The 25046-nt window shown below is 69.5% G+C and carries 13 protein-coding genes and 1 tRNA gene; 5 read left to right on the top strand and 9 right to left on the bottom strand.

What is annotated here, in order from left to right:
* Window positions 1-66: 66 nt before the first annotated feature.
* Window positions 67-1707, bottom strand: coding sequence for a S1C family serine protease (locus tag PQI23_RS10065; protein ID WP_339974129.1), 1641 nt, complete (start codon window positions 1705-1707; stop codon window positions 67-69).
* Between the two features lie 204 nt (window positions 1708-1911).
* Window positions 1912-5262 carry a hypothetical protein gene (locus PQI23_RS10060; protein WP_339974127.1) on the bottom strand — a complete coding sequence of 1117 codons (3351 nt, stop codon included), beginning with the start codon at window positions 5260-5262 and terminating at the stop codon, window positions 1912-1914.
* Between the two features lie 166 nt (window positions 5263-5428).
* Between PQI23_RS10060 and PQI23_RS10055 the strand changes: the two genes are divergently transcribed.
* Window positions 5429-5502: transfer RNA gene (locus tag PQI23_RS10055), tRNA-Met, on the top strand.
* A 196-nt stretch (window positions 5503-5698) separates the two neighbouring features.
* Here the strand turns inward: PQI23_RS10055 and PQI23_RS10050 are convergent.
* Both PQI23_RS10050 and PQI23_RS10045 read right to left on the bottom strand, forming a co-directional pair.
* Window positions 5699-8734 carry a UPF0182 family protein gene (locus PQI23_RS10050; protein WP_339974125.1) on the bottom strand — a complete coding sequence of 1012 codons (3036 nt, stop codon included), beginning with the start codon at window positions 8732-8734 and terminating at the stop codon, window positions 5699-5701.
* Window positions 8735-8838: 104 nt separating this feature from the next.
* Window positions 8839-9981, bottom strand: a complete 1143-nt coding sequence (locus tag PQI23_RS10045; RefSeq protein ID WP_339974123.1) for a YlbL family protein — start codon at window positions 9979-9981, stop codon at window positions 8839-8841.
* 131 nt (window positions 9982-10112) lie between these two features.
* Here PQI23_RS10045 and PQI23_RS10040 point away from each other — a divergent pair, with 131 nt between their 5' ends.
* Window positions 10113-11513, top strand: coding sequence for a zinc-dependent metalloprotease (locus PQI23_RS10040; RefSeq protein WP_339974121.1), 1401 nt, complete (start codon window positions 10113-10115; stop codon window positions 11511-11513).
* A 139-nt stretch (window positions 11514-11652) separates the two neighbouring features.
* Window positions 11653-12489 (top strand): hypothetical protein, encoded by an 837-nt coding sequence (locus PQI23_RS10035; protein ID WP_339974119.1) that lies wholly within the window; start codon window positions 11653-11655, stop codon window positions 12487-12489.
* Here PQI23_RS10035 and PQI23_RS10030 read toward each other — a convergent pair whose 3' ends face one another.
* Together PQI23_RS10030 and nudC are read right to left on the bottom strand one after the other, a co-directional pair.
* The gene (locus PQI23_RS10030; protein ID WP_339974117.1) at window positions 12490-14190 is read right to left on the bottom strand and encodes an ATP-dependent helicase; all 1701 of its coding nucleotides are present in this window, start codon (window positions 14188-14190) and stop codon (window positions 12490-12492) included. It lies immediately after the preceding gene.
* Window positions 14187-15116, bottom strand: a complete 930-nt coding sequence (nudC, locus tag PQI23_RS10025) for an NAD(+) diphosphatase (RefSeq protein ID WP_339974115.1) — start codon at window positions 15114-15116, stop codon at window positions 14187-14189. Before nudC ends, PQI23_RS10030 begins: the two co-directional genes overlap by 4 nt.
* 127 nt (window positions 15117-15243) lie before the next feature.
* On the opposite strand from nudC, the gene PQI23_RS10020 reads away from it, so the two are divergent.
* Window positions 15244-16440, top strand: coding sequence for a phosphotransferase (locus PQI23_RS10020; protein WP_339974113.1), 1197 nt, complete (start codon window positions 15244-15246; stop codon window positions 16438-16440).
* Here PQI23_RS10020 and PQI23_RS10015 read toward each other — a convergent pair.
* A complete protein-coding gene (locus PQI23_RS10015; protein WP_339974112.1) occupies window positions 16391-19921 on the bottom strand; it encodes an ATP-dependent helicase in 3531 nt (1176 codons plus the stop codon). The two genes, PQI23_RS10020 and PQI23_RS10015, sit on opposite strands and share 50 nt — an antisense overlap.
* Entirely contained in the window at window positions 19918-23199 is a 3282-nt protein-coding gene (locus PQI23_RS10010; protein WP_339974110.1) for a PD-(D/E)XK nuclease family protein, read from the bottom strand. Before PQI23_RS10010 ends, PQI23_RS10015 begins: the two co-directional genes overlap by 4 nt.
* A 171-nt stretch (window positions 23200-23370) precedes the next feature.
* Between PQI23_RS10010 and PQI23_RS10005 the strand changes: the two genes are divergently transcribed.
* Window positions 23371-23595 carry a DUF3107 domain-containing protein gene (locus PQI23_RS10005; protein WP_339974108.1) on the top strand — a complete coding sequence of 75 codons (225 nt, stop codon included), beginning with the start codon at window positions 23371-23373 and terminating at the stop codon, window positions 23593-23595.
* 57 nt (window positions 23596-23652) lie between these two features.
* Here PQI23_RS10005 and PQI23_RS10000 read toward each other — a convergent pair whose 3' ends face one another.
* Window positions 23653-24999 (bottom strand): bifunctional phosphopantothenoylcysteine decarboxylase/phosphopantothenate synthase, encoded by a 1347-nt coding sequence (locus tag PQI23_RS10000; RefSeq protein ID WP_339974106.1) that lies wholly within the window; start codon window positions 24997-24999, stop codon window positions 23653-23655.
* Window positions 25000-25046: the final 47 nt, after the last annotated feature.

Here is a 25046-nt window from a genome sequence, read left to right as displayed (position 1 = left end):
GTGCCGCGGGGCTCCAGAGCGGACCCCCGCGGCACTTCGGATGCACTCGAATTCAGCAGTCGAGCCCTACCATTCCAGCGTGCCGAGGGTCGCCTCGGTCTCCCCGGCCTCGCCGTTCCTCATGTAGTCGATGCGCACGGTGCTGTCGCCCGCGTGCTCGCGGATCAACGCTGAAACGGAGGTTCCGTCCACTGCCGACACCCCGTCGACCGCGGTGATCACATCGCCGGCCTGCAGACCCGCTTTCGCCGCTGCTCCGTCGGGAACGACCTCCACCAGCAGACCGCCGGCGTAGTTCGCATCGGCGTCGGTGTCCTGCGAGGAGTCCGCGACAGATGCGCCGAGCAGGCCGTGCGAGGGCTGCTCCCCGGCGATGATCGCGTCCGCCACGCGAGAAGCGAGGTTGGCGGGAATCGCGAACCCCAGCCCCACGCTCCCCGCGGTGCCGCCGGTCGTCGATGTCGACGCGATCGCCACATTGATGCCGATCAGTTCGCCGTTGCCGTTCAGGAGTGCACCACCCGAGTTCCCCGGGTTGATGGAGGCATCCGTCTGGATGACCGGCAGCGTGACGCTCCCTGCGGAGGCGGATTGCTGCTGCTGCTGCCCTTCCTCATCGGGCAGGCCGAAGCGGAAGTCCCAGGGCAGACCTCCGCCGCCCGAGCCGTCGTCGCCGCTCCCGTCATCCGGAGTCGGCTGGTCTTCGATCAGGGGGCTTCCGACCGAGATACCGCGGTTGAGCGCGCTCACGACGCCGCTCGTCACCGTGTTCGCGAGGTTCAAGGGAGCTCCGATCGCCACGGTGAGGTCGCCGACGTCGATCTTGTCGGAATCCGCCACCTCGATCGCCGGGAGGTCGGTTGCATCGACCTTCACCACTGCGAGGTCGGCGTACGGATCGACACCGACGAGGCTGCCGTCGAAGATGCGCCCGTCGCTCAGCTTCACGCGGATCGACGCATCGCTCATGGCCGCACCGTCGAGCGTCACGACATGCGCGTTCGTGATGATGTACCCGTCCTCGGAATAGATCACTCCGGAACCCGACCCGCTCGAACTGCCGCCGGCGACCTCGAGCGTGACGACGCTGGGCGTCGCGACCGCAGCCACGCCGGAGATGGCAGTCGCGTTCTCCGCGTTGTTCAGCGTGATCGCACTGCTGCCGGAAGCCGCCGTCGAACTCGTCTGGGGCGCATTCGCCGACACCACCGCGGCGACGCCGCCGCCGACGACGCCTCCGAGCAGGGCGCCCACGGCCAATCCTGCGAGGAGCATTCCCGAGCGCTGCTTCGCTTCTCCTGACTTCCCCGACCCCTTGGCGCCGTGCGGGCCGCCGGTTCCGATTCCTCCGAAGCCCCCCGAAGCGTGGGAGCCCGCATGCACCTCGCCTGCCGACGAGGGAGCGACCCCGGGAGCCGCCGAATGCTCGCGAGCGGGCAGCTGCGCCGTGGGATGCTCAGAGGCTGACGGCGTGAACTCCGTCGGACGGGCGAATTGCGAAGTGTGCTCCGAAGTGGGGTGCTGCGGAGCGGGGTGCTGCGGAGCTGGGTGCTGCGGCGGCACTGGCTGAGCCGGCTGCGCTGCCTGGGACGGAGCTGCGGTCGACTGCCCGTAAACCGACGACGCTTCCTCTCCCGTGCCCGCCGAATCCGCGGAGGAGGGTGTGATGAGACGACCATCCTGGTCGTACTCGGGTGTGGTGCTCATGGGGGCTCCCTTCGTGTACGTCCAGCTTGACGATCCTTCCTATGAATTTCGCTTGGAGCACCTGCAGAGCATCTGCACATGGCGGGCCGACGCGCGTTCGCCGCACGCCCGCCCCTATTTCAACGAGCGGGCGTGCAGCTCCTCCGGCGAGCGATGTCGCCGAAGGAGCCGCACGCCGCGGTCAGTGCCGTGCGTGGCTCAGCCTCACGAGACCATGTCCCGGCATTCGCGGAAAACGGTGGGTGCGACGCGTCGTCTGCGCAGCCCCCAGATCACCGCGCCCGAGCCCAGGAGCAGGAGCACACCTCCTCCGGCGAGCCATGCGACCGGCGCACCCTTCCCCGTGGTGGCAAGCGCGGGAGCGCCGACCGGACGGATCTCGAAGTTCTCACCAGGAGCGCCGCAGGCTCCCTGTGCGACCACGTACTCCGAACCGGCCTCTATCATGACGAGCGTTTCGACGAATCCTCCGAGGCCCACGTGTTCGGGGCGCGTGACGACCCGCTTCGATTGGTACTTCCCGGGGCCGTTCACGGCCACCCCCTCCGGGTCGCTGAGCTCCGGCAGTTCCGTCTCCGGTGTGCACTCGAGCTCCCCGTTCGAGTCTCGTCCGTACGCGGCGAAGCGCACCCGGAACTCGACATCGTCCCGTTCGCTCATCGGCCCAGTGACGAAGGCCGTGTCGAACATCGCCTGCCCCACCTCGACGGAGCCTGCGGATTCGGTGCGAACGGTCGGGCCCTGCACCGTGGTCGTTTCGCCGGGGATCCCGCAGGCACCGCGGTGCAGTTCCCGTTCGACGTCGTTCTCCCACTGGGACAGCGTTTCCACCCACCAGATCGTGTCGCCGTACTCCGGAAGTGCAGTGACCTCCGGCGATCGCACCGTACCCGCTTCGTGCACCGTTACGGGGTCCGAGGTGAACAGCAGATTGTCCTCGGAGCACCGAGCGGCGTCGGTCCCGGTGGCCGAAGCGTCGCCGCGGTACCCGCGGAACACGATGCGGTGTTCGAGTCCCTCTCGCTGAGCGAGAGGGCCGGTGATCGTCGCCGCGTCACTGATGCGGTCTCCGACGGCGGCGAATGCCACCGCGTCCGTAGCCACCTCCGGCACCGTGATGGCCGTGGTCTCAGTGGCGATGCCGCACTCGCCGGTGTGCATCGCAACCCTCGTGTCTCCCTGAATGAGCCAGAGCGTCTCGACCCACCAGAGCGCACCCGCCCAGTCCGGTTGCGCGACGATACTCGGCGATGCGATTTCACCGGGGCCGGTGACTGCTATGGCCTCGGTCTCGAACACGCGGTTCGACTTCGAGCACACGGGCTGCCCCGCGCGGGCGCCCGACGTCGCGTTCTCCGCACGGTACCCGGCGAAGGTCAGCTCCCACCGCGCCCCGTCGTTCTCCGCAAGAGCACCCGAGACGATCGCCGTATCGGAGATCTCGGCGCCGACGGGAGCGGTCTCCATCGCGAGGGTCTCGACTGCGGGACGCCCCACAGTCGTCGTCTCGTTGGCAAGACCACACTCGCCGCGGTGCAGCGTGCGGGGCCCCTCCGGGGTGTCGAGCACCAGAGTCTCCACCCACCAGATGGTGGTTCCGTGCTCCGGGCGTGCGGTGAACCCCGGCGACCGAACCTCGCCGAGCCCCTCGACGGGTACCGCTTCGGATCGGAAGATGATGTTCTCGGCCGTGCAGGCCGGATCGACTGCGCCCCCGTTCCCGGGCTCATCGCCGCTTCCGATGTCGGGTTCAGGAGCCCGATACGCCTCGAACCGCACGGAGTACTTCGCCCCCTCGGCGAGCTTCCCCGAGATTGTGGCCACATCGTAGAGTTCGTCGCCGAGCACCGCCTCCGGCAGAGCCTGAGTCACGACGGCGGGCTGGTCGATCCTCGTCGTTTCGTTCGCAAGCCCGCATGTTCCCTCGTGAACGGTCTTGCCCTGCGACACCACGCGCTCGACCCAATGAATCGTGCCGCCGGATGTGACCTGCGTCTCGGGTGAGGAGTACTCGCCCGGCCCTGGTACCGGAATCGCCTCGGCATGAAACACCGGTTGTGCGAGGCAGCGCTCGTCGTCGGAGAGCGCCTGCAATTCCGCCTCGGTCCAGGTCTGCGGATCGCGCCGCTCCTCCATCACCGGCTCACGCACCCGCAGCGTCTTGGGCCGCCCCGCATCGTCGAGCTTGGGGGTGCCGTCCGCTGCGAGCTCGGGCACCGGGTACGGGGTGCCGTCCGCAGCGATGCCCGAGGTCGGTGCTCCGTGCTCATCGGCGACCGGGATCCGGTTGCCGTCGCCGTCGAGGAGCGGTTCGCCTGCGGCGTTCGTCCACCACTCCTCCCACATCAGGGCGCCCGTCCTCGGATCCTCGACCTGCGCTTCGTACGGATCGCCGAGCACCGGATTCCAGTGCTCGTCGAACTTCTGAGCACCTGCGGTCGGCTCGAGATAGGCGGTGAAGTCGGCTACCGCGTTCGGCCACATCTCGAGTGTCGTATCCGGGGTCTCCGAGACGATGAGCCGGTCTGACATCGTCCCGCCGACCGTCGCGTCGGGTTGCGCTTGCGAGGAGGCGGTCGGCGGCCCCGGTGGCGGCGGAACGTCTTGGCGCACACCGGAGAAGCGACCTCCCAGGTCGCCGATCGTGGAGCTTCCGGTCGTCACGGCGATTCGCTGCCCGCTCTCCCCCGTCGAGGTCGCAGTGTTGTGAACGTCGAGTACTGCGTTCCAACCTCGCGTGCCGAAGGATTCCCAGGTTCCCGAAACCGTAATGCGACGAACCCCCGGGTTCGCCTGCACATACCGTGCAGACGCCTCAGTGCTCGGTACGGTGATCGATGCGGAGTCGTTGCGCACGAACACGCCCCCGTCGACGCTCAGCGACGTCGTGCCCTTCGGATACGCCACTCGGTACCGACCAGGAGTTCCCGCTGCATCGGGCGTGACCTCCAGGGAATCGGTGACGCCCTTCGGGGCGACCGGCGGCTTCGCGTTGGCTTTGGCGTCGGCGTACAAGCGATCCGATTCCACGATGAGCGCCTTCCCGCGGTCCGAGCTCATCAGCACACCGATCTTCTGGTCGAGCGCTGTATTTCCCGGTTGGAAGTTCTCGCGCATCCGCCAAATGGTCAGCTGCACGGCAGCAGCCGTCCACGCGTCACCCGTCTGCCCGTGCCGGTCCATCAGGTAGTTCATCTGCCGCATCCCGTGCTCGTCGCCCCACGAGGGAAACATCCCGGTCATCCCGGGCAGGTACGAGAGCCGGCCGAGTGAGGCGACGTACCCCGACGGTTCATGACGCCCCACCTCGATGCAGTACGCCCGCTTCCCGTTGGGCAGCACGAAGTTCGAGATGATCAGGCCGCCGGGGAACGACACCTGCTCTCCGCGAGCCAGTGCCTGCGCCGGTGACGGGGAGAAGAGGATCGAGGCGCTCAGAGCGAGCGCTCCGACGACGAGCCCGCTGAGCACGGCGGAGAGTTTCGAGCGCCTCCCTCGTCCCCCGGAAGCGCCTCTGCGCCACCGCCGCCCTCTCGGCCGATTGATCATGGTCATGCCAACTCCTTTCGAGACCGCGCGTGCGTGCAGCCGGCCCTGCGGCGGGGCGCGGCGTGCAGCGATCGTCCCGTGGATCGCATCGTCCGTGCGGACGCTCTCCACAGGCCCGCCAGCGGCCGACCTTGCTCGCCTCCTCGAGTCGTGCTAGAGTGAAGTCTTGTGCCGCGGGGTGGAGCAGTTCGGTAGCTCGCCGGGCTCATAACCCGGAGGTCGTGGGTTCAAATCCCGCCCCCGCAACGAGAACAGGCCCGTGATCAGGAATCTCTTCCAGATCACGGGCCTTTGTGCATTCCTCAGCCTCGTGGTACTCGCGCGGAGCAGGCTCTTCGCACGCCGTGTGAGCGGCGATCATTGCGCCGAATGAGGCCGCATACGCAGAGCGGTCCGGAACGACTCGTGTCGCTCCGGACCGCTCTCTGCTCGTACTCGCGGGCTACTCGGCGGCGAGCGCCGCCTCGATCGCCTGCTTCAGGCGCTCGTCGGCCTCGCCGTAGGCCGCCCAGTCGCCATCCTGCATCGCCGCGTCCCGCGCCTCGAGCGCGTCCTGCATCTCCGTGAGGGTCTCTCTCAAGGTCCCGGTCGCGCCGGAGCCGGAGCCCGCGTCGCCCGCTTCCGTGTCACCGTTCTCGGTGTCGCCCGTCTCGGGATCCTCCGTGGTCGGTGTCGTGCCGGTATCGCCTGCGTCGGCACCCGAGTTCCCTCCGAAGAGAGCGTCCAGGGCTTCGTCGAGCGTGTCCTCGAACGCGATCTGGTCGCCGAACGCGACGAGCACCTTCTGCAGGATCGGGAAGCTCGTGCCCGATTTCGCCTGCACGTACACGGGCTGCACGTAGAGCAGACCGCCGCCGACCGGCAGCGTCAGCAGGTTGCCGCTGATCACCTGGCTCTCACCCTGGCGCAGGATGTTCAACAGGTTCGAGACGTTCGAATCCGTGGTGAAGCCGTTCTGCACCTGGCCCGGCCCGGGGATGGGGTCGCCCTTCGGCAGAGTCAGCAGTTTGAGCTTCCCGTAGTCCTCGGAGATCGTCCCGTCCTCCGAACCCGCGTTCGAGTTCGCCGCGAGATAGCCGGTCAGAATGTCTCGCGATCCCTCACCGGACTGGTCCGGGATGTACGTCGAGTAGATCGAGTAGTTGGGGTCCGCATCGGCTCCGGCTGCGAGTGTGAGGTAGTACGGCGGCTGAGCGAGTTTCGCCGCGCCCGCTGTAGCAGTCGACACCGGGTCGTCCGGCGTGCGCCACTTGTCCTCGGCCGAGTAGAAGGCGTCGGAGTTCGTCACGTGGTACTCGCCGAGCATCGCGCGCTGCACCTTGAAGAGATCGCTCGGGTACCGGACGTGACTGAGCAGATCGCCGCTCATCTCCGAGACATCCTTCAGGGTGTCCGGGAAGATCTTGCTCCAGGACTTGAGCAGCGGATCCTCGGTATCCCAGGCGTACAGGGAGACCGTGCCGTCGTACGCGTCGACCGTCGCCTTGACGGAGTTGCGAATGTAATTGATCGGCTTGCCGAGCGGGTCGCGCTCGGAGGCGTCGGCATCCACGGTGAGTGCGTTCATGTCCGAAGCCTCGGAGTACGGGTAGTCGTCGGAGGTGGTGTACCCGTCGACGATCCACACGACGCGCCCATCCACGACCGACGCGTACGGCGCCTTGTCGATGGTGAGGTACGGCGCGACCTTCTGCACGCGGTCCACCGGGTTTCGGTCGTACAGAATCTGCGAGCCGTCCACGACGGCACCCGAGAGCAGCACCTCCATGTCCTGGAACTTCAGGGCGTAGATGAGCTTCGTGAAGATGTTGTCGAGCACCGGCCCCCCGTCGCCCGAGAACGTCGTCATGTTCTGACGACCGCCGTCTTCGGCGGTCTCCTCGCCCTCGACGGCCTGCTCGGTCTCCGACTCCTCGCCATCGGCGGGTGCTTCAGTCTCGGGCTCAGCGGGCTGAGCGTCGTCCGCGTTCTCAGCGGAGGCCTCCGCGGTGCTCTCGGCATCCGCGGGGAAGTCGAGTTCGATCGCCTTGGAGCGCTCGCCGCCGACGATGGAGTACTCGGGCGAATCCATGCCGAAGTAGATCCGCGGTTCGAAGGTGCCGAGCTTGCCGCTCGTCGGGATGCCGTTCTCCAGGAAGACGGGCTCCCCGCCGGGCGAGCGCTGGTTGCCGAATGCGGCCACGAGGCCGTAGCCGTGCGTGTACACGAGCGTGCGGTTGTACCAGCCGGTCTGCTCCTCGATGTTGATGTCGCGCACCGCCGACACGGTGTCCTCGACCTGTCCGTCGATCTCGTACCGGTCGACGTTCAACGAGCCCGGGAACTGGTAGTACTGACGGATCTGCTCGAGCTGCGCGAACGTCGGCGACACGATCTCGGGATCGATGATGCGGATGTTCGCCGTGGTCGTCGCGTCGTTGCGCAGAGCGCCCGGCTCGGCATCGGTGGCCGCGTCGTACTGCTCCTTCTCGACGTCCTCGATGCCGTATGCGGCGCGCGTCGCGGCGATGTTCCGCTCGATGTACTCGGCCTCCAGGCTCTTCTCATCGGGACCGACCTGGAACTGCTGAATCGCCCAGGGATATCCAACGCCCAGAACGAGGCTCGACGCGATGAGGAGCGCTGTGCCGATCACCGGTAGGCGCCACTTGCCGGTGAAGGCCGTCACGATGAAGAGGACGGCGACGATGATCGCGATTCCGGCGAGAATCTGCTTGCCCGGAATCACCGCGTTGACGTCGGAGAACATGGCACCCGTGCGGATGCCGGAGGTGCCGGTCAGCGTGCGGTACTGATCGAGCCAGAGGCTCGCAGCCTGCAGCACGAGATACAGCGTGGCCAGCACGGCGGCTTGGATGCGCGTCGACTTCGACACGCGCACGTCGCGCCCCGAGAAGGCGATGCCGCCGTAGAGGTAGCTGGTGGCGACGCCGGCGATGAGCGCCAGGAGCGTCGCGGCCGACGCGTACGCCACGATGCCCTGCAGCATGGGCAGGTCGAACAGGAAGAACGAGATGTCGAGGCCGAACTGAGCGTCGGTCTCCCCTGTGCGCTCCCCGTTGATCCAGAGCAGCACGTTCTGCCACTGCGCGGCGGTGCTGAAACCGCCGAAGAGCCCGACGACAGTGGGAAGCCCCCATTTGACCAGTCGGCGCAGCGGCTCGAAGAGCTCCTGATAGCGATCGAGCTGCGCCGTGAGGCGGGCGTAGACGGGGCGCTTGCGGTACGCGATGTCGATCGCGAAGAACACGGGCACGGCGATGCCCACGAATCCGATCAGGAACATCGCACCCGCGGCGAGCCACTGCGTGGTGAGCACCGGCAGATAACCGGTCTGGCGGTACCACAGCACCTCGGTCAGCACGGCTGCGACGGCGAGGAAGCCGAGGATCAGGATCACCACCAGCACGATGGTGATTGCAAGCGGCGAGAGCCGGCGCTGACGGGTGGCCTGAGCCGGGGGGTTCGGGTCGGTCACGTCTTCGTTCACTTTCCTGTCCAGTGGGCACGCGGGGGTGCTGGGCGGGGTGGGTCACTTCACCCTACCGGGCCGCGCTGGTAAAACCCGGGGGTCGTATCCGGTTACGGCGTTCCGGTTCGCGCCGCCACCTCGGCGCCGCAGCGCTCCAGCCCTGCCGGGGAGCTCCCCGAGGCGGCTGCCGAGACCGCATCGATCGCCTCGGCGAGCGATGCCACCGGAGCGACGCGCAATCCGTCGGGAACCCGGTCGGGCACATCCGCGCAGTTGCCGAGAGGCATCAGGAAGAGATCGCTCTCCGCGCGCGATGCGGCCCACATCTTCTGCTCGAGCCCGCCGATGGGCCCCACCTCGCCCGTATCCGTCATCGTCCCCGTGCCGCTGACCGTGATTCCGTCGAGCAGCTCCCCCGGGGTGAGCCGGTCGTACATCGCGAGCGAGAAGACCATGCCCGCGCTCGGACCGCCGATGTCCTCGAGTGAGAAATCGACCTCGCTCGGAAGCTCGAAGTCGGTGGCGACGGTCGCGCCGATCAGGGGCTCGTCGCCCCCTTCGGGGATCGTCGGGGAGAGCTCCACGTCGCGCGCTTCGCCGTCGCGTTCGATCCCGAGCCGCAGCTGACCGCTCTCGCCGGCGGCGATCGTGCCCTCCCGGAGCATCGCGAAGCTCTCGATCGCGTCGCCGTCGAGGGTGACCAATCGATCGCCCGGCTGCAGAACTCCATCGGCCGCGCTTCCGTCCGCGACCTCGGCCACTGTGAGCACGACGCCGACATCGGCGCCGATCTGGCGGAACGCGGCTGCGGCCGCAGTCGTCTGAGAGCTGGCCATGAGCGCGGTGTTCTGGGCGTCGCGGTCGTCCGACGTCTCCCCCTCGCGGAAGAAGTCGGTCAGCGGAGCGATGCGCTGCGAGGGGTCGAAGATGGCGGGAAGGAGCGAGAGCCAGCTCCTGCGCTGGTCGGGGCTTCCCAGGATCTGCACCGTGAGCAGATTCAGCGTGCCGCTCGTCGGGTACGTCTTCGCTTCCGGGAAGGAGACCACCGGCTCGGCCTGATCGTCGACCGTCACCTCGCCGAGCGCGTCGACGACGGGCCCCGGGCGTTCGACGACGTAGGGCGACGGGATCGCGCCGGCGAGCAGCACGGGGACCGCGATGGCGCCGGCGATCCAGAGCCTGCGCCGGTTCGCCGGGCGCCCTTCCTCGGGCAGTTCGCCGAATGGTCCGGTACCGCCGATGTGCTGACCCAATTCACTCCTCGTGCGCCCCGCGTCTGTTCGCAGTCGGCGCAATGGGAATCGCCGAGCGTCGGTCAATCTAGCAGGCGCATCTGAGCACCGTGCCGTAGCGTTGTCGATGAAGCGATGACGAAGGAGCGGCAATGAGCGCGAACGACCACGACGGCGCTGAGCGCCCCGATTCCGGCGGCGATTTCGAAGAGCTGCAGCGCATCCTGCGCGACATGCTGTCGGGCAATGGCGGCGCCCCGGCCAACGGATTCGATCCCGAGCAGTTCGCGAAGGCTGCCGGCATCAACGTCGACCCGCAGGCGCTCCACGCCCTGTTCGGCACCCTCCAGGGGGCCATGCAGAATCCTTCCGCCGAGATCGACTGGTCGGTCGCTCGGAAGACCGCGATCGAGGTCGCGAGCGGAGACTCCGGCTCGGGTGATCCGGCCGCTGCACTCAGGGCCTTCCCCGTGGCTGCACTGTGGCTCGACGAGGCCACCGAGCTCGGCCCGACTCCAGACGCACCGCGAACGCTCTCGCGGATCGAATGGGTGCAGCAGTCGATCGACACCTGGGTCGGACTCGCGGAGCCCGTCGCGGAATCCATCACGCGCGCACTCATGAACGCACTGGAGAGCCAGATGCCCGAGGAGCTCGGTTCGGCGCTCCAGGGAGCCACCCCGATGCTGCGGAGCGTCGGGGGCGCGCTCTTCGCGGTGCAGCTCGGGACCATCGTCGGGCGCCTCTCCGGCGAGGTGGTCTCGGCCGGCGATATCGGAATCCCGCTGCTGTCGGGCGCGGGCCGCGAGGGCGGGGCGCTGCTCCCGGCGGGCGTCGCGGCCTTCGCCGAGGGCCTCGACCAGGATCCCGAGACCGTGACCCTCTATCTCGCCATCAGGGAGCTCGCGCACGCGCGACTCTTCCGGCACTCCAAGTGGCTCCGCCTGCACCTCCTGACCGCGATCGGAGACTACGCGCGGGGCATCAGCATCGATACCGGGCGCATTGAGGAGCTCGCCAGGGACATCGATCCGCAGCACCCGGAGCAGATCCAGGAGATCATCTCGAACGGAGCACTGATCCCTCCGAAGACGGAGGCGCAGGAGGCCGCTCACGGGCGACTCGAGACGATGCTCGCACTGATCGAGGGGTGGGTGGATGTCGTGACCGCGGACGCGGCCAAGCGCATTCCCGGCGCCGACGCGGTCGCCGAGATGGTGCGGCGACGACGCGCGACCGGGGGCCCCGCGGAGCACGCGTTCGCAGCACTCGCGGGCCTCGAACTCCGACCGCGCCGTCTCCGTGAAGCGGCCGCTCTGTGGCGACTCGTCGGAGAGCGGAGCGACACGACGACTCGCGATGGACTCTGGGGCCATCCGGATCTGCTGCCGTCCTCGGAGGAACTGGATCACCCCGCCCGCCTGCTCGAGCGCTTGGGGCTGGCGGGTGTCGCGGCGGACGCCGAGAGCGACGAGTTCGATGTGGCGCTCGCCCAGTTGCTCGACGGAGAGTTGCCGCCGCACGATGAGGATCGCGGCGACGGACGCGACTGACGTGCGCGCCGGCGCGTGATCGGCGTCGCCTCCAGCGATAGCTCCGCTCACACCCACTCGAACCGCACGGGCAAGCCGCGCTCGAGCGAACTCCTGTGAAATGCGCGGATCAGAGCCGCAGTGCGCCCACACTGCTGCTATGGACCCAGTACTGACCCGACTCGACCCTGCGTTCCCGATCTGCTGGGAGGATCCCGACACACTGCGGGTCGGGTTCGAGCGCCCCATCGCCCGAGTCGTCGACCCGACCGCGGGGATGCAGCGGTTCGTCGGCGCGCTCCGGCGGGGAGTGGACGCCGAACGTCTCCTCCATGAAGCACGCCGAGTGGGTGCGACGCTCACCGAAGCGCGCGAGACGTTCGCACAGCTCCGGCCGGCGCTGCTCGCGGCGACCACCGCAGGGCCCCCTGGGGAGACATCGATGCTCACCGCGACGATCTGCGACGGCGGTCGGCCGGTCCCGGCATTGATGCACGCACTCCGCACGACCGGGCACTGCCGGTTCATCGGCGAGGGAGCGACCGACGGCCCGGCTGAGATCGACCTCGTCGTGTACGTCGAACGGTACTGGGAGCCACTGGAACGCGCGCAGCGCTGGTTGATCGACGGGCTGCCGCACCTGCTCATCAGGTTCACCGACGGCGCGGTGCACGTAGGACCGATCGTTGCGCGGCACGGGCGGCCCTGCCACACCTGCGTGTCGCTCGTACGCATCCAGCAGGACGGCGCGACCGCGGCGCTCGCGGCTCAGCTCGCAGGCGCGACGGTTGCGAGCGAACGGCCGGAGACCGCGGTACTCGCTGCGGCCCACGCCGCCAGATTCATCAGCGCGTGGCGCGCCGGCGACCCCGACGCGCACCGCACCCGCATCGTGCTCCCCGATTCCCCTGCTCTCGCCGTTGAAGCTCCGCGCGTCGAACTCGTCGAGCCGCACGAGGAGTGCTGCTGCGGAAGCGGACCCGCCGACCCGGAATGATCAGCGCCCGGCGGCGACCATTCCCGCTTCACTGATGAACCGCGAGGGTTGGCGCGCGGAGCGACCGCCACCGGACACCCCCGACAACCTGAGGGTGTCCTTCGCCCGGGTGAACGCCACGTAGCACAGACGACGCTCTTCGTCGATGGCCGCCTCGTCGGTGGCGTGCATGATCGGCAGCAGGCCCTCGCTCAGGCCCACGACGTGCACCATCGACCACTCGAGACCCTTCGCCGCGTGAATCGCGCTCAGCGTCACCGCCTCGAGCGTGGGTTCGTGCTGCATGCGCTGGCGCGCCAGGAGCTCCTCGCTGAACTCCCGGATCCCCGTTCCCGGCGGCATCTCGTCGACGAGGCCGAGCAGCGCGCCGAGCGCCTCCCATTTCTCGCGCTGAGCGGCGCCCTCCGGCGCCTTCGCCGACCATCCTCCGGCTCGCAGCACGTCGCTGACGATCTGGAAGAGCGGACGGGTATCGGCGACCTTCGCCTCACCGCGAATGAGCATCACCGCCTGCCGCACGTCGGCGCGTTCGAAGAACCGCTGAGCGCCATGCACGCGGGCGCTGACACCGCGCTGCCGAAGCGCCTCCTCGAACCGCGCCGATTGCGCATTCGTGCGGTACAGGATCGCGATCTCCGATGCCGGAGTGCCGGCGCGGACGGCGGCCGCGACCGAGTCCGCGACGGCAGTCGCCTCATCGTGGTCGGACGCGAACCACTCGAACGTCGGCGCCGACTCCGACGCCGCACTCGAGTCCTCGCGCGCCGCTCGAAGCGTCAGGGCGCCGGGCCGATCCCGCATGAGCCGGTTGGAGATGCGCACCACCGGCTCCTTGGAACGGTAATTGCGCTCCAACCGAATCTCGCGTGCGCGCGGATACTCGGCACCGAATCGCAGCAAGTACGAACTCGACGCGCCGGCGAACGAGTAGATCGTCTGGCTCGCATCTCCGACCACGCAGAGATCATCGCGATCCCCCAGCCACATGCGCAGCAGCGCATGCTGCAACGGCGAGACGTCCTGGTACTCGTCGACGGTGAAGAACCGGTAGCGCTCGCGCACCTGGAGCGCAACGCTGGGCTCGGTCTCCAGCATGCCCGTCATCAGCACGAGCACGTCCTCGAAATCGATCTGGCGTCGTTCCTCGAGCAGCGCGGTGTAGGCACGGTGCAGGTCGATCAAACGCTCCGGGGTGAGGCCCTGCGGAACGGGACGCGTCGCCACCTGAGCCGCGTAGGCGTCGATGCTCAGCATGCGCGTCTTGCGCCATTCGATCTCCGCTGCCGCATCGCGCAGCGCCTCGCCTCCGAGGCGCAGCCCGAGCGACTCGACGGCCTGCGAGAGCGCCGCGACCTTGCCGGGGAGCATCTTGGGCGCCGGGCCGCCCACCACGTGCGGCCAGAAATGGTTCAGCTGCGCAAGCGCCGACCCGTGAAACGTCTGCGCGCGAACGCCGTCAGCGCCGAGCGCCCGCAAGCGCCCCTGCAGCTCACCCGCGGCCTTCCGCGTGAAGGTCACCGCGAGTACGCGACCCGGGTCGTACACCCCGGTCCGCACACCGTACGCGATTCGATGCGTGATGGCGCGGGTCTTCCCCGTTCCGGCACCTGCGAGCACCGCGACCGGCCCGCGCAGGCTCTCCGCGATCTCCCGCTGTTCCGGGTCGAGCGCATCGAGAATCGTGTCGACGCGCTCGCTCACGACGCCCCGCGCGTGTCGTCCGTGCGGGAGCCGCCCTCCGCTACCCAACAGTCGATCATCCACCGCGCGATCGACAGCGGCATGGGAAGAGTCAGTCCGTCATCGGGGTCGCGGAGTTCCTCTCGCGTGAACCACCGGAGCTCCGAGATCTCCGTCGGGTCGGGAACGAGCGCCTCGGGGTCGACGCCGGTCGCAAGGCGCGCCCGGAAGCCGAGCATCAGCGATCGGGGAAAGGGCCAGGGCTGCGACGTCACGTACGTGATCTCCCCCAGCTTCACCCCGGACTCCTCGAACACTTCTCGCTGCACCGCCTGCTCGAGCGATTCTCCCGCCTCGACGAAGCCGGCGAGCAGGGAGAAGCGACCCGGTTCCCAGAGCGCATTGGAGCCGAGGAGCACGCGGTCCTCGTGCTCGATCAACACGATCACGGCCGGGTCGGTGCGCGGGAAGTGCTCCGCTCCGTGCGCATCGATCCGAGCCCAGCCTCCCAGAATGGGCTCGGTGCGTTCGCCATCCCGCGACGAGAAGCCGGCGGCCTCGTGCCATCTCAGCAACGCCGAGGCGACGCCGACCGCCTCCCGCTCAGCCTCGGTGAGGCGGGCTCCCACCTGAAACGGATGCGTCCAGGTTTCGAGGGGCGCGCGGGTCTCGCCCGCCGACTCCGGCTCAAGCCGCGCGAAAACGGGAGCGCCGTCGATTCGACCGAGGAAGACGTCTCCCGCATCGGGGTCGCCGGGGGCCGGTCGCCATGAGAGCCGCACGCCGTCGTCATCTGCGATCACCGGGATCTCGACGCCCCGCAATCGGAGCAGGCGCGTCGCGGGATCGCTCCACGCTGCGGCCAGCAGCTCCTGGTCCGCACGGGTCGCCGCATCGCGGTCGAGGGCGCCGCGCGCGAGTGGTGGTCGGGCCGAGTTCGAGGTCATGCGCTCCCCTGTTCAATCGCGACCGAGGCGTGCGCCCGGACGCGGCGCTGCTTGGAGTTGCCGGCGGGCTGCGACTCGGTGCGCGTGGCGGATCGACCGAGTCGACGCGCGTGCATACGCTGAGTACATGGCCAGCATTCCTCTCACCTTAGCCGCGCTCTCGACCTCAGCGGTGCCGGGGCTGGTCGTGTTCGGAGTCCGCGAACACGAGAGCGATGACGGGTTCCTGTCAGCGGTCATCGTCACGGAGGACGACGACCTGCTCGTCCGCGTGCCACGCACGCAGCAGGCCGAGGTGCAGCAATCGGCTGAACTTCTCGGTCTCGCCGCGCTCACGGAGGGCCCGAGAAGCCGACTCCCCTTCACCGCTCCGACCGCCCTCGGGATGACGCGCGCCGGAGACACCCGCGCCGTGGTCACCACGTTCCTGGATGGAGCTCGGTTCGCGGCGACCGATCTCACGGACGATGCGATCCTGCTCCAACCCCTCGCCGAGGCGATCGCGGCGATTCACGACCTTCCGCTGACCGTCGCCCAGCACGGCGGCCTTCCCGTGCGCTCCGCGCAGGATCTGCGAGTGCTGGCGACGCGGCTCGTCGACCGGGCCGACGCGACGCGGCTGCTCCCCGAGACCGTGCGACGCCGCTGGACCCATGTGCTCGAGACCCCCGACCTCTGGGACTTCGCGCCCACCATGGTGCACGGTTCGCTCGACGCCGAATCGATCAGGGTCGAGGACGGCTCGATCACCGCCGTGCTCGGATGGTCCGAGTGCGGCATCGGCGATCCGGCATCCGATCTGGCCTGGCTCCTCGCGGCGGGTACGGAGGTGCTCGACGGCGTGATCGCGAGATACGCTCGGGCTCGGAACAGCGAGTCTCTCTCGCACCTGCGCGCGCGGGCCGCGCTCTACCACGAGCTCGAGGTCGCGCGATGGCTGCTCCACGGCACCGAGACGCACGACCAGGCCGTCATCGATGATGCGGTCGCGATGCTCGATCGCATGGTGGGAACCGGCGGCGCGCTCGGATCCGCGTTCACGGAGGCGGTGGCCGCCGCCCCGCTCAGCTCCGAGGAGGTGATCGCACTGCTCGAGCGCACACCTCAGATCGACGATGCCCTGTCAGACACGGCCGCCTTCGAAGCCCTCGACGAGGATCGCATGTTCGGTGTCGACACCGACTTCATCGAGCCGTTGCACGAGGACGGGGAGGATGCCGCCGCGAACGGCAGCGACGGGGAGGACGCCGATGCCGAGCATCTCACCGAGCAGCTCACGGAACCGCTCTCCGACGAGGACCTGCCGGGCCGTCCCCGACCTTGAGCATCGCTGCGGCCGACCGCCATATCGCCTCGAGCTCGTCGAGACCGCGTGGAGTTCCTCCGGAGAGTTCCACGCCCTCGGCGACGTAGAACAGGGAGACGTCGATGCGATCCGGCTCGACGCCCGCCCACTGCGCATAGGCGAGACGGTAGAGGTCGAGCTGGAAGAATCTCGATTCCCGTTCCGCGTCGTTCCGGGGCGCGCGACCGGATTTCCAGTCGACGATCTCGAACCGCTCATCACCGACGCGATACACCGCGTCGAGTTTGCAGACGAGAGTGCGCCCGGCGAACGGCAGCGTCACCTCCTGCTCGACGGCGATCGGCTGCAGATCGGCCCACCTCGAGCGCTCGAAGCGCTCGATCAGTGGCGCGAGCTCCCTCGCATCCGCCGAGGCGTCATCCTCGCGCGACGACTCCGCCGAGTCTGAAACACTCTCCCGGAGAGCGTCCTCGAGTCCGGCGAGCGGCAGCTCCGTGCCGCGGGCCGTCGTCGCACGCCGCTCCACCCACTCGTGGAACCGATTGCCCACCCGCGTTCTGCGGAATGGCCGTTGCGGCACGGGCCGCAGGCGTGCGCGTTCAGCGGCGACCGGATCCTCGATGAACTCGTGGAACGTCGAAGCGGTGAGCCGGTCGGGCAGATCTGCGTCCTCGCCCGACTCGTCGCCCGCATGCAGAACGGCACTGCGCTCTGCGAGCAGCAGGCGCACGGCCTCGTCGAGCGACTCGGCGCCTGGCGCTTCGGTCGGCGGCTCGTCCGATCCCTGCTCGTCCGATCCCTGCTCGACGATCGCGCGACGCACCTCGTCCGCGGCGCGCAGCACCGCCGCGGATCGAGTGCCCAGCGGGTCGAGCGGCCATTCGAGTGTGAGTTCCTCCCGCTCCGACGGGTCGGCATCGTGCGCGCTCGTGTCGGGCAGCCCGGCGATCACTCCGGCTTCCTGGAGCTCGGTCAAGAACACGGAGGGCACCCGAGCCCGCGTCTGGCCTCCCCAGAACGAACCGCTGAGCAGCAGGCGTCCGGCCGACCGCGTGATCGCGACGTAGGCCAGGCGCCGTTCCTCCTCCTGGTGCCGTGTCTGCAGTGCGGCGCGGTACTCGGCGATGCGGTCGCGGAGTTCCTGCTGCGTCTCCGCGATGCGCCAGTTCAGGGCCGGACGGGAGGCTGCGTCTCCACGGAGCTCGTCGGGAAGCTGGCCCGTACGCAGCCATCCGGCTCCGGCGCGCGCGTGACCGGGGAATTCTCCGGCCACGAGTCGCGGCACGGCGACCAGGTCCCATTCGAGCCCCTTCGAGCCGTGCGCCGTGATCAACTGCACCGTTCCGGGGGCGGGCTCGGCCACATGCTCCGCCGCTTCGTCCGCCTCCATGGCGCGCTCGATCCATTCGAGCAGCGAGGGCAGCGAACCGTCGGTGTCGACGGCCAGGTAGTCCTCGACCATGTCCGTGAACGCGTCGAGGTTCGCGTGCGCCGCCGAGCTTCCGGCGAGATCACGTGCCTCGTTGGCGTCGAGTTCGATATCGATTCGCAGGGCCTGCACGGTCGCACCGATGAGCTCGGGGATGCTGCCGCCCACTCCCCGCCGCAAACCCGCCAGCATGCGTCCGGCCTCACGCAGGCGTTCTCGGCCGACCGCCGAGATCGTCGCCAGAGCGCGGTGGTCGAGATCGCGCATTCCCGCGATCTGATCGAGCGCGTCGATCAACGTGGTCTGCCGGTCGGGGTCCGGGAGCACCTGGTCGGGCGCCCGATCCTCTGGCGAGAGCGGGCGCTGGGCGATATCGCGCTGGCCGAACCAGCGAGCGGCATCGCGCAGTCCCGAGATATCCGCGACGCCGATGCGGAAGCGCGGGCCGGCGAGCAGGCGGATGAGATCGCCTCCCGCGTCGGCGTACCACAGGCACCGCAGCGCACTGACGACATCGGTCACCTCCGGCGTGGTCAGCAGCCCGCCGAGGCCGATGATGCGGACGGGCACTCCGGCGTCGGCGAGCGCCGCCGCGAACGCGGCCATGGGGCCCCTGGTGCGGAAGATCACAGCGGCGGTGGGGAGCTCGTCGTGCTCCTCGAGGTACTGCTCGCGGGCGGAGCGCATCCACTCGGCGACGGCGAGGCGCTCCTCGTGCACCGTCTCGGGATAGCACCAGTCCACACTCCCGGCAGGCGCACCGGGACGCGGCGACAGCCGCGGAACATCGATCGCCGACTCCGCCGTGAGCGGAGCCGCAATCGTGTTGGCCGCGTGCAGAACGGTGCTCGGGTTGCGCCAGCTCGTCGACAGCGTCAGCGTCGCCGCCGATGCGTCCGACCGGCGCGCACTGCGGCCGGACGCATCGAGCGCCCGTGTCTCACCAGCGCCTGCCTGCCGAACTGCTGCGAAGTCGGCGTGGAACGATTGCAACCCTTCAGCCGAGGCGCCCCGCCACCCGTAGATCGACTGATGCGGATCCCCCACCGCCATCACCGAGCCACCGGCGAAGATGCGCGAGAGAAAACGGGTCTGCCCCACCGACGTGTCCTGCACTTCGTCGAGCAGCACGACGCGGTGGCGTTGGCGCAGCACCCGACGCGCACTGGGCGAGGCGTCGAGCGCCGCTGTCGCCAGGGCGAGCTGGTCGGGGAACTCGATCACCCCGCGGCGCTGCTTCTCCTGCGCGTACGCTCGTGCGAGCCGGGTGATGAGCGGCGTCTCCGCGAGACTCGCCACCGCGTCGCGCACCGGCGCGTACTGCTTGCCGCTCGGAGTTCGACCGAGCTCCTTCTCGTTGTAGGGCAGCTGCTGCACCCGGGAGAACTCCTCGACGATGCGGTCGACGCGATCGAGGGAGGTGAGATGGTCGGAGACCGCGTGGTCGAGCCCGAGCACGTACCGGATGAGTTCGGGTACGCGCAGTGCGCTCTCGACGAGCCCCGCGTCATCGCTCGTGAGGAGCACCTCGCGGGCGATGCGCCATGCTGTCGCCGTGTCGATGACCGCTGCCCCCGGCGCCACGCCGGCGGCGATGCCGAACTCCTGAAGCACGCCGGCCGCGAACGCGTTGTACGTGCTCACGTCGGGAATCTCGAGGCCGTCCGAGAGCATCTCTCGCAGGAGCTCCGCGCGCTCCAGCTCCTCCGCGCTGAGCGCGCCGCGCTCAGCGGCATCGCCGAGTCGTTCGGCGAACGCGGAGAGTCTCCCGGAGATGCGTTCGCGCAGCTCGCCGGCGGCCTTGCGCGTGAAGGTGAGACCGAGCACCTCGTCCGGCGCGGCCCATCCGTTCGCGACGAGCCACACCACGCGGTTCGCCATCGTCTCGGTCTTCCCGCTCCCGGCGCCCGCGACGACGAGCGCCGTTCCCCCGAGCGGGTGCTCGATCACCGCTCGCTGCTCCGCCGTCGGCGTGAGCGGCGTCGCGGGCGGTACCGCGAGGATCTCGGCGATGCGCGCCGCCGAGAATAAGACCCGATTCGGCTCCAACTCCGCGTGCACCGAGCTCATGCTCGGCTCACCGCGGGAATGACGTGCAACCGGCACGCTCCCGGCTGATGCGGGTCGGAGCAGTGGTGCTCGACACGCGCTGTGAAGGCTCCGGCCGCCATCACCCCGGCGATGTTCGACACCCGGGCTATGAACGCCTCGCGCATCTCATCCGAGAGCGGCTGCTGCACCCGCTCGATGAAGGCGGCGTCCTTCACCGCGTCGGGATGCACGTAGAGCAGTCGCGCTCCGCCGCTGACCGGCCTCGACCCTTCCCGTTCGTCGCGTGGTGCGGAGGGCAGCACCTCGGACGGCAGCTCCTCGGAGGGCGCGGGTGCGAGGCCCTCGAACGCGCCGAGCGTCACGCCGATCTGATACGCCTGCAATTGCGCGTGCTCCTCGGCTGCGGTTCGACTCGGAGGAGTGCGCCCCGTCTTCAGATCCAGTACGGTCACCTCGCGTTCTCCTTCGCGGTTCGTTCGCTGTTCCAGGCGATCTGCGACCCCCCGCAGCTCGGCGCGGTCGATGGTCGCCGAGAACACCGCTTCCCGGCCGATCAGTGTGCGATCCGAGCCCTCGAATTCTCGAAGGTACTCCGCGAGCCCCGCCGTCATCGCCTGAGCGAGTCGCCGCGTTCGCTCGGCCTCCCACTCCGCGGCGAACGGCAGCTTGCCCCATTCCTCGCTGACGATCTCGAAGAGCTGCTCGGGGTCTGCGCTGGTCGCGGTTTCGAAAGCGTGGTGGAGCAGCGTTCCGAGGCTCGCCTGCACACTGCCCGAACCGCCTCCGAGGCTCGAGACGACCCAGTCGAGCGGGCAGTTCTCGGCCCGTTCGAGTTGCGACGGGCTCACGCTGACCCGCGCATCCGCGTCGCCGTCGAGGTCGGTGAGGGGCGCCGTGGTGCTCGGGGGCATGACGCCGTACCACTCGTCGGGATGGGCTCCGGGCACCTGCGCCTGCGCGAGCGCCACGAGTGCGCCGATCGCGTCTGCGTCTGCGGGGTCGCGCACCGCCCGACGCCGCATTGCGGCGACCTGCCCGCGCAGCGTGAGCCGTGTGCTCGGGAGCGACTGAACAGCGTAGTCGCGGCCGAGGCCGAAGAACGCGCTCGGATGCTGGTTCTCATCGGCCACCGCCACCACCAGCAGTTCATGCCGGGCGCGTGCGCAGCTGTGCGCGAAGAGCCGCAACTCGTCGTGCATGGTGTCGCGTCGGGACGGCGGCTCCGCCGCTCCTCCGCGCAACCAGCGCTCGAGGGCCGCCGCACCGACGAGCGACCCGCGCGAACGCAGATTCGGCCAGGCGCCGTCCTGCACCCCGATCACCGCCACAACGTCGAATTCCCGCCCGATGGCGCCCTGGGGCGTCGTCACCGTGACCGTGGAGCGCTGGCTGCGGCGGGCGAGCGAATCCTCGGGTACCGCGCTCTCGAGCAGATCGCAGAGCAGCTCGTCGATCGCCTGAGCGCTGTCCTGCTCCTCGTGGCGCTGCAGCGCGAAGAACAGCGCCATCACGGCGTCGAGCGAGCGACTCGCCTCGTCGGCGCGCGCGCCTCTCGCCGAGAGCGCGTCCTCCTGCCACTTCGAAGCGAGTCGCGTGCCATCCCAGATCGCCCAGAGCGTTTCGCGCGGGGTGCCTCCGGCCTCGTGCACGCGCTCTGCGGCCTGCAGCACCATTCCGATCCGGCGAAGCGCTCTCCCTCCGGCACTGTCGATCATCGGTGTCGCGCCGGGGAACGCGACGGCCTCGAGTACGAGGTCATCGACGGTCGCCGGGTCTCGCTCCGAGGCGGCAGCCGCTCTCCGCTCGTGCAGCACGAGCGCACCGCGGAGACGTCGGACCGCCACGGGGTCGAGCCCGCCGGTCGCTCCGCCGACGAGGTCCAAGAGGTCCTGCGCCGTGAGGCGCAGGATTCCCAGCGCGTGCTGGAGCATGCGGACCAGTTCCCGCACGATCCGGTGCTCGCGCAGCACGATTCCCCCGGCGGCGAGGTTCGTGGGCACCTGATGCACGGCGAGGGCTCGAGCGACGCGCACGGCTTCTCCCCTGCTGCGGCAGATCACGGCCATCTGATCCCACGCGACCGGTCGCCGGTCGCCGAGACCGAGTTTCCGGGCGCGGAAGCGGTGGGCGATGACACCCAGCTGCTCCGCCGAAGACCCGACGCGCGCGAACTGCACGGGCGCTCCGCCGTGAGCCCGCGCCCCCGGCTCCGCCGAGGCCCCCGCCTCGCGCTGCCGGCCCGCCCCCGAAGCGCCGATGCGTCGCGTCAGACCGCGCACGAGCTCGCGGACCTCGACGCCGTGGCGATGCACCTCCTCCAGCGTGACGATCCCCTCGCCCGCGACCTCGGCGAGCGCCGCAGCCGTTGCGGGTTCGCGTCGGGCCAGCTCGCGCACGACGCCGGAGAGCATGCCCGTGCGCTCACCCTGGAAGGCCCCGGTGGCGATATCGGGGTCGCCGAATACCCGGATCCGGCTCCCGGCCGCAGCGCACGCGGCCAGCAGCGCCAGAGCCCCCTCGCCCAGCTCCTGAGCATCATCGATGAGAATGAGCCTCGGCACCGGGAACCCGTCGCCCGCTCGCGCGTCGGAGCGCACACCGTGCTCGCGAACGGCATCGCTTGCAGCGCGCAGGATCGCGCTCGGACTCAGCTCCCCCGGCCGTTCGGTCGAGGCTCGCGCCGCGGCCGCCTCGACGAGCGCGAGCGCCGCGGTCCATCGCTCCACGAGCTCCGCGCCCGGCCCTTCCGACTGCGCCCGCGCGGCCCGGGCGGCGCGAGCGGCTTCGACCTCCTGCGCGAGTTCGCGGGGTGAGCGACCGAAGTCGTCGAGCACGCGCCAGAGATCACGGAGCTCGGCGCGGAAGGCGGGTGTCGCGAGCACCTCCGGCACGATGCCGATCGAGCGGGCGAGCGCCGTCGCGCTTCCCTCGGAGATCACCTCGGCGAGGAGCTCGTCTTGAACAGTACCCGTGAGGAGGCGCGGAGCGTCCGCGCCGATCAGCGCGTGCTCCCGCGAGAGCACCGCGAAGCCGAGCGACGCCGCGGTGCGCACCGGCGTCCCGCCGATCGCCCGCCCGACCGCCCGCTCGACGCGCGCGCGGAGGTCGGCGGCGGCGAGACGATTCGGGGCGAGCGCGATCACATCCTGTTCATCCCACCCGCCGATGCCGACGGCGCGCCGATACGTCTCGACGAGCACGGTGGTCTTCCCGCTCCCCGGCGCCCCCAGCACCCGGGCGTGCGCGTCGACGTCGAGGGCGAGCGCCCGCAGTTGAGACGGGTCGAATGGGATCATGTCGTCAGCCTACTGACGACCGCCGACACTGCTGGTTCCGCAATCGCCCTCGCCGGCCGTCGTGCGCTTCTGGCGAACGTCGCGTCTCCATCGGGCGTCGGGACGAGCCGCAGCCGTAGACTCGACACAGACTCGACCCGTGGCCCCGTGCCACTGACTTCAGGAGGCCCCGTGGAAATCCGCATCGGTATCAAGCATTCGCCCCGCGAGCTCGCGTTCGACACCGACTCGAGCGCCGCAGACGTGCGACGCGTCGTCGAAGAGGCCATCTCGAACGATGCCGCACTCGTCACCCTGTCGGATGTGAAGGGGCATCAGTACCTCGTCAACACCGAGGCGCTCCTGTACATCGAGCTCGGCGGAGAAGGCGGCCGCAAGGTCGGCTTCATCAGCTGATCGCCGCCCTCGCGCACGGCCCCGCATCCGAGCAGGATCGCGGGGCCGTGTCGTTCCCTACGATCCGAGCGAGTCCCGGACCACGTCGAGGAGCGCGTCGGCCACTGCCCGCTTCGAACCGCTCGCGACGGTGACCGGACGTTCGTCGGCGGCGAGGATGTGCAGCGTGTTCTCCCCCGCTTCGAACCCCTCCGACCAGCTCACCGCGTTCACCGCGAGCAGATCAGCACCCTTGCGAGCCAGCTTCCTCCGGCCTCGCTGCACGAGCTCGTCCTCGTTCTCGACCGTCTCCGCGGCGAAACCGACGATCACCTGACCGGGTCGACGCTGCTGCACGAGACCGACGAGGATGTCGGGGTTCTCGACGAGTTCCAGTACCGGCGCCCGGCCGGCCCCGTCCTCCTTGCGGATCTTCCGCTCGGCCACGTCGGCCACGCGATAGTCGGCGACGGCCGCCGCCATGATCACGACCTCCGCACCCGCCGCTGCAGCGCGCGCGGCGCGCTCGAGCTCGGCCGCGGTACCCACCGGCACCACGCGCACGGCCGGGCGATCCTGCACCTCCGAGAGCACAGCGGAATCGACGTTCGCGGCGAAGAGCACGATCTTGGCACCGCGATCCGCCGCCGCCGCCGCGATGGCGACTCCCTGACGCCCGCTCGACCGGTTGCCGAGAAAACGTACCGGATCGATCGGCTCGCGCGTGCCGCCGGCCGTCACCATGATTCGCAGGCCTGCGAGGTCGGCGGAGCGGCCGGACCCCGCCGCGTCGGCCTGCACCGAGTCGAGTGCCTCCGCGGCGGCAGTCTCCAGCGGCACATCGTCGGCTGCGGCTGCGGCGTCCGTCTCGAGGTCCGCGCTCGCCTCGCGCTCATCGCCGGCCGCGAGCAGCGCGCGCACCCGCTCCGCGATGGTCTCCGGCTCGCTCATGCGTCCGGGGCCGGTGTCGGCTCCAGTCAGCCTGCCGGATTCCGGGCCGACGAACTGCACGCCGCGCGACCGGAGGATCGCGACGTTGTCCTGCGTCGCCGGGTGCTGCCACATCTCCGTATGCATCGCGGGAGCGACGAGCACCGGCGCGCGGGTCGCGAGCAGTGTCGTGCCGAGCAGATCGTCGGCGAGGCCCGCGCTCATGCGCGCGAGCGTGTGCGCCGTCGCGGGAGCCACGACCACGAGGTCGGCGCGCTGCCCGAGCCCGACGTGCCGCACCTCGGGCACGTCCTCGTGCACGGAGGTCGTGACGGGGTTGCGACTGATCGCCTCCCAGGTCGGCTTGCCGACGAATCGCAGAGCCTCCGCGGTCGGCACGACGTGCACGTCGTGACCGTCCTCGACCAGGGTGCGGGCGAGCTGCACGACTTTGTACGCGGCGATGCCGCCGGTCACTCCGAGCACGATGTTCATGAGGACATCCTCCCACCCCGGCGCGCGATCCGCGCGCGCCTGCGTTG

Source organism: Leucobacter sp. USCH14 (assembly GCF_037619215.1).
Lineage (GTDB): Bacteria > Actinomycetota > Actinomycetes > Actinomycetales > Microbacteriaceae > Leucobacter.
Note: the sequence above shows the minus strand (reverse complement) of the source record. Positions and strands in the feature narration are given on the sequence as shown.

What these genes read in the sequence shown, in the direction of transcription:
- PQI23_RS10065 (WP_339974129.1), bottom strand. Translation starts at nt 1,707, where the DNA reads ATGAGCACCACACCCGAGTACGACCAGGATGGTCGTCTCATCACACCC.
- PQI23_RS10060 (WP_339974127.1), bottom strand. Translation starts at nt 5,262, where the DNA reads ATGACCATGATCAATCGGCCGAGAGGGCGGCGGTGGCGCAGAGGCGCT.
- PQI23_RS10040 (WP_339974121.1), top strand. Translation starts at nt 10,113, where the DNA reads ATGAGCGCGAACGACCACGACGGCGCTGAGCGCCCCGATTCCGGCGGC.
- PQI23_RS10035 (WP_339974119.1), top strand. Translation starts at nt 11,653, where the DNA reads ATGGACCCAGTACTGACCCGACTCGACCCTGCGTTCCCGATCTGCTGG.
- nudC (WP_339974115.1), bottom strand. Translation starts at nt 15,116, where the DNA reads ATGACCTCGAACTCGGCCCGACCACCACTCGCGCGCGGCGCCCTCGAC.
- PQI23_RS10020 (WP_339974113.1), top strand. Translation starts at nt 15,244, where the DNA reads ATGGCCAGCATTCCTCTCACCTTAGCCGCGCTCTCGACCTCAGCGGTG.
- PQI23_RS10015 (WP_339974112.1), bottom strand. Translation starts at nt 19,921, where the DNA reads ATGAGCTCGGTGCACGCGGAGTTGGAGCCGAATCGGGTCTTATTCTCG.
- PQI23_RS10010 (WP_339974110.1), bottom strand. Translation starts at nt 23,199, where the DNA reads ATGATCCCATTCGACCCGTCTCAACTGCGGGCGCTCGCCCTCGACGTC.
- PQI23_RS10000 (WP_339974106.1), bottom strand. Translation starts at nt 24,999, where the DNA reads ATGAACATCGTGCTCGGAGTGACCGGCGGCATCGCCGCGTACAAAGTC.